Raw genomic sequence first — 4,618 nt, 5'->3', positions numbered from 1 at the left:
GACCTCTCCCCCAACCCCTCTCCTACAAGGAGAGGGGAGTAATCTTGCTCCCCCTTCCCTTGTAGGGAAGGGGGTTGGGGGGTTAGGTTTTTCGGGGGATGTGGAGGAAAAGTGCGATCGCACTTACCAACTCCACCAACCAACCTCACATAGTCTAAAAAATGCTACAATCTACTAATGGGTAAACTAAAGAAATTAATTGAATACCTTCTTTCTCGTCCTCCTGAAGCTAGATTTGAAGATATTAGTTATGTCTTGGAAGCGTTTGGTTATCAGGAAGTTAGATCGCGGGGAAGTCATCACGCTTTTGAGAATGAGCAAGGAGAAGTCATTATTATCCCTAAGAAAGGCGGTAAAAAAGTCAAACGAACTTATATTGAAGAAACCATTAGATTACTAGATTTAGAAAACTGGAAAGATGAAAACTAATCCTCAGCTAGAGCATCAATCTTTAGAATATTATCTCTCTTTAAAATATCCGATGTCTATTTACCCGGAAGAAGATGGTGGATATACAGTAATTATTCCCGATCTACCAGGTTGTATGAGTCAGGGAGAAACCTTAGAAGAAGCGTTGGAAAATATTAATGAAGCGAGAGAGTTATGGATAGAAACTGTTTACGATCGTGGGAAAAAGGCAATTCCTTTACCTTCTAAACGAATTGCGGTTTAAAAAGAGCGATCGCTTGACCTCTCCCCCAACCCCTCTCCTACAAGGAGAGGGGAGTAATCTTGCTCCCCCTTCCCTTGCAGGGAAGGGGGTTGGGGGGTTAGGTTTTTGCGATCGCAGCTTACTTTAAGCTCTAATTCTGAAAATCATTCCAACTCTTACCATCCAACAACTTTGCTAATTCACGAGAATTTTGGCAATCCAGCGCAATGTTCCAAAAGTATTTCTTTGAACCAAACATTCCACCAGGACTTGTCTTTTCAAAACAAGTATGTTCACCATTAGTCAACAAAAATACCTGCAACGGTAGAGTTTTATTTTCATTAATCCTAAACTCAAAACGACGAATAGCTTCCCTTGCTTCCTCAATTAAAACTTGTTCCGGTTCCCCGCTATTATTCCACTTCACATTTCCTTCTCCTAGTTCCTGCTGAATCGAAACAACCCCTCTCACTTCAAATATTTTCGTAACTCTCTTATTTGTATAAGGAGCTAAATATTTAGCACGTCTGTGACTATACGATCCACCTGTATCTGGACAAATATAGACATTTGCTTCTATTTCTTGAAATGAACCTGCACAATTAACAATATCCAGCAAATATTTCCACCTTGGCAAAACGTTCTTTGTATCCAAGTAAATTTCAAACTCATCGATTACTTTTTTAAATGATTCTGAAGAACGAACACTCTTTAATTGTTTGAGTAGTTCTTCAAATGAGATCGGTTGTAGAATAACTCGATCTTCTTCCCACGCTTTTTTAATTTGTTCTGCAAATTGCGTTTCTGGTTCATCGGATTCAAAATTAGAAAGCAGGAACAGAATTTTATCTTGAGTTTCTTGTTGAAATCCTTTTATATGTTCATAAGTTTGCTTTTCATAAAACCAGTTAGTTAGCTTAGTCTCAAAGAAAATAGTAAAAGACCTTTGAGTTATCGCTAAATCAGGAATGCTTTTTCTTTGTTTTGTCTGTTGTAAAAAATTCACCCCTACCGTTAAATTAGTACCTGATGGCAATAAAGCTCCCAATACTTCTTCAAAGCTTTTGGGATTTTCTTCATAAAGCATTTTAAAAATTAGTCCGCAATAGTTAGTAAGTGAGTTTTCGCCACTGCGATAATCAGTAAATAAAGATATCGGTCTACTCATTGATTTGTTCCTTATCCTTTAACTAAGTTTTCCGTTGGTTAATCAGCCGCGTCAATTTGCTGAATAAATTCATAAATATCAGCGAGATACTTTTCTTCTCTTCCTGCTAGTTCATTTTTAATATTCTCCACAGCCTCTCTAAGCGCATCTGATATAAATTGGGTATGCTGACGTTTTTGTTGGGCAAAAATTGGCAATACAGAACTATTATTATTAGTGGACAGCGAAGGTGCGATCGCAATAAAATCGTGAATGGTTTCTTTTATCGTAATAATATCTTCTGCTTCTGCTTCTTCTGATTCCAAGTCGTCTAGACGATAGTTAAGAATCCTAAGCTCATTCTGAGGACTTATTTCGCAAGTAAACCTCATCTCCGAGTTTGGATATATTAGGTAAGGATAGGGTTCTTCAAATTGCAAAAGTAAACCATAATTATACCAGCACTGTTTATTTCGCCATTCATTTACCAAACTTGCTAACCAATCATCATGAGTTTTAGGCAATAACTTTAAATCCTCAATATCTGTATAGTCCTCTTTGCATTCCTGAAAATCCCAAAAAGCTTCCATATTAGAATCGAAGGGAACTTTCCAGCCGTCATTAGTTAACAATTTCTCAAAAGCTGGAACAATATCGTGACTCATTGCACCTTCAAAAAGGCGATCGTAATATTCTGACCACGCATCACTTTTACTTATTTCATATTCTTCTCCAGTCTCTTCATCTGGTTTAAAATATTTTAATTCCCCATTATTTCCAGCTTCAACAAAAGCTACTGGATAACCAGGATCTGGACTTTCCCCTCTAACTACAATGCGGGGTATTCCATAACTACCATCAATATAAGAGAAACTTTTTTTAGGCTGTGTTTTTTTCTTTTTACCTTTAGCCATTTTTGTCTGATTAGTTATTTGATTAATATTAATGTACTACAATATTATTATTGAGTCAAGTTGGTGCGATCGCTATCATACATCACGCTTGATTATTGATTCAACAATTGTCATAAACTTTCCTTAATTCATAAATATCAGAACTAATATCCTCACCCTCAACCGTCAAAAATTCATGCAACTCTTCTATAGAAATCGGAGCCTTGAAAACCTTTGTTTCCATTTCATAAACATCTTGAAAAGACTCTATAGCCTCTTTAAGCTTGCTAATAGAATCTTCTGGATTACTTCCCTGTCCTACTAATCCATTCTCCAAACACAAAGACACCCAATAACCCGCACTTTGCCTGAGTACGACTGTGTAAAATTCCATTGCTTCACCTGCTAATTAATCCTGTAAGGTAGGCATTGCCCACCATACAATCATTATACTTCAATTCAAGTAGCAAAGAATTGAGCCAAAATTTACATTTTTTGGCTTCGATTTTATCGCTCAAAAAAACTTTCTTTCAAAGTTTCTTCTAAAGTAAAAGGTGACTCTTTAGGAAAAAAGTTTAATTTAATTCCCGTTTCCTCCGACGCTTTCAAACGTGATTTTTGATAACAATCATCAAACACTTCGGAAACTAGAGGTTGCAAACTGGGACTATCTTCTAGTAATCCTTCGATACAAATACGCTGTTCGCTGATGGTGCTACGCCAACTTTCGCTCCGCTTTTCCGGCTGATATTGCCATTTTAACAGGTGCATTAAAAGCACGATTAAACGGCTTTTCAATTCGCGCTTCTCACTTCTGCCCATACTTTCAATTTCTTCGATTAAATTAGGAATATCTATCTCATTAAATTGACCTTTTTTTAGCTGTTCAGCAGTTGTTTGAATCCATAGATAAAAATCTCGATCGTAGAGACTTTTTGTAGTTGCGATCGATGCTTGGCTCATAACTTATCTCCTTTTATCCATCGCTTGATTAAGGTGGGCAAAAAGCCCACCCTACCATCATTCTAATTCAACGCACCCGCCGGAATACCCAAAATATCCTCAATCTTAGGCATATCTTCCAACGCAATTACCCTTCCTTCATCCTCAAAACCAGCAATTTCATCGAAATTCAAATACCGATACAAATCGCCAGCTAAAGGATGAATTTTCTTCGCCACAATATCCAGATATTCCTGCACCGTCGGAATCCTTCCCAACAACGCACAAACTGCTGCTAATTCAGCCGAACCTAGATAAACTCGCGCATCTTTACCCATGCGATTATTGAAGTTGCGGGTAGAAGTTGAAAACACCGTTGTAGCGTCGGCAACTCGCGCTTGATTACCCATACAAAGACTACAACCGGGCATTTCCGTTCTCGCACCAGCAGCACCGAAAATGCCATAGTAACCTTCCTCTTTCAATTGCTGTTCGTCCATCCGAGTTGGCGGACAAATCCACAACCGAGTTTTCACCGCACCTTCGCCTTCCAAAACCTTGGCAGTAGCGCGATAATGACCGATATTTGTCATGCAAGAACCGACGAAAACTTCCTGCACCGGATCGTTAGCAACTTCGGACAATAATTTAATATTATCCGGGTCGTTTGGTGCAGCAACAATTGGTTCTTTGATTTCGTTCAAATCGATTTCGATAATTTCCGCATATTCCGCATCAGCATCAGCTTCCATTAATACTGGATTTGCCAACCATTGCTCCATTTTCGCGACGCGACGCATGATAGTACGCGCATCTTGATAACCTCGCGCTACCATATTTTTTAATAGCGCAATGTTGGAGCGGATATACTCGGAAACGGTTTCTACACTCAGTTTAATCGTGCAACCAGCACAAGAACGTTCGGCGGTAGCATCGGTCAATTCAAAAGCTTGCTCGACTTTCAAATCTGGCAAACCTTCAATC

The 4,618-nt window shown here is 38.6% G+C and carries 7 protein-coding genes; 2 read left to right on the top strand and 5 right to left on the bottom strand.

Annotation, left to right across the window (positions count from 1 at the left end; genetic code table 11):
* Positions 1-177: 177 nt before the first annotated feature.
* Both H6S82_RS19470 and H6S82_RS19465 read left to right on the top strand, forming a co-directional pair.
* Positions 178-429, top strand: coding sequence for a type II toxin-antitoxin system HicA family toxin (locus H6S82_RS19470; protein ID WP_190464534.1), 252 nt, complete (start codon positions 178-180; stop codon positions 427-429).
* Positions 419-673 carry a type II toxin-antitoxin system HicB family antitoxin gene (locus tag H6S82_RS19465; protein WP_190464535.1) on the top strand — a complete coding sequence of 85 codons (255 nt, stop codon included), beginning with the start codon at positions 419-421 and terminating at the stop codon, positions 671-673. The genes H6S82_RS19470 and H6S82_RS19465 overlap by 11 nt, the downstream gene beginning before the upstream one ends.
* Positions 674-803: 130 nt before the next feature.
* Here H6S82_RS19465 and H6S82_RS19460 read toward each other — a convergent pair whose 3' ends face one another.
* The 5 genes from H6S82_RS19460 to H6S82_RS19440 all read right to left on the bottom strand — a co-directional run.
* Entirely contained in the window at positions 804-1,820 is a 1,017-nt protein-coding gene (locus H6S82_RS19460; protein ID WP_190464536.1) for a hypothetical protein, read from the bottom strand.
* A 38-nt stretch (positions 1,821-1,858) separates the two neighbouring features.
* Complete coding sequence (locus tag H6S82_RS19455) at positions 1,859-2,713, bottom strand: hypothetical protein (protein WP_190464537.1); 855 nt, start codon at positions 2,711-2,713, stop codon at positions 1,859-1,861.
* A 100-nt stretch (positions 2,714-2,813) separates the two neighbouring features.
* Complete coding sequence (locus tag H6S82_RS19450; RefSeq protein WP_190464538.1) at positions 2,814-3,086, bottom strand: type II toxin-antitoxin system HicB family antitoxin; 273 nt, start codon at positions 3,084-3,086, stop codon at positions 2,814-2,816.
* A gap of 113 nt (positions 3,087-3,199) precedes the next feature.
* Positions 3,200-3,655 (bottom strand): DUF29 domain-containing protein, encoded by a 456-nt coding sequence (locus H6S82_RS19445; protein ID WP_190464539.1) that lies wholly within the window; start codon positions 3,653-3,655, stop codon positions 3,200-3,202.
* Positions 3,656-3,717: 62 nt separating this feature from the next.
* Positions 3,718-4,618, bottom strand: a 901-nt coding sequence (locus H6S82_RS19440) for an aconitase family protein (protein ID WP_242057024.1), incomplete at its 5' end; no start/stop codon positions are given.

Origin of the sequence: Planktothrix sp. FACHB-1355 (genome assembly GCF_014748295.1) — a bacterium.
In the GTDB taxonomy this organism is placed as follows: Bacteria; Cyanobacteriota; Cyanobacteriia; order Cyanobacteriales; family Aerosakkonemataceae; genus Aerosakkonema; species Aerosakkonema funiforme_A.
This window is presented reverse-complemented; position numbering and strand designations above follow the sequence as displayed.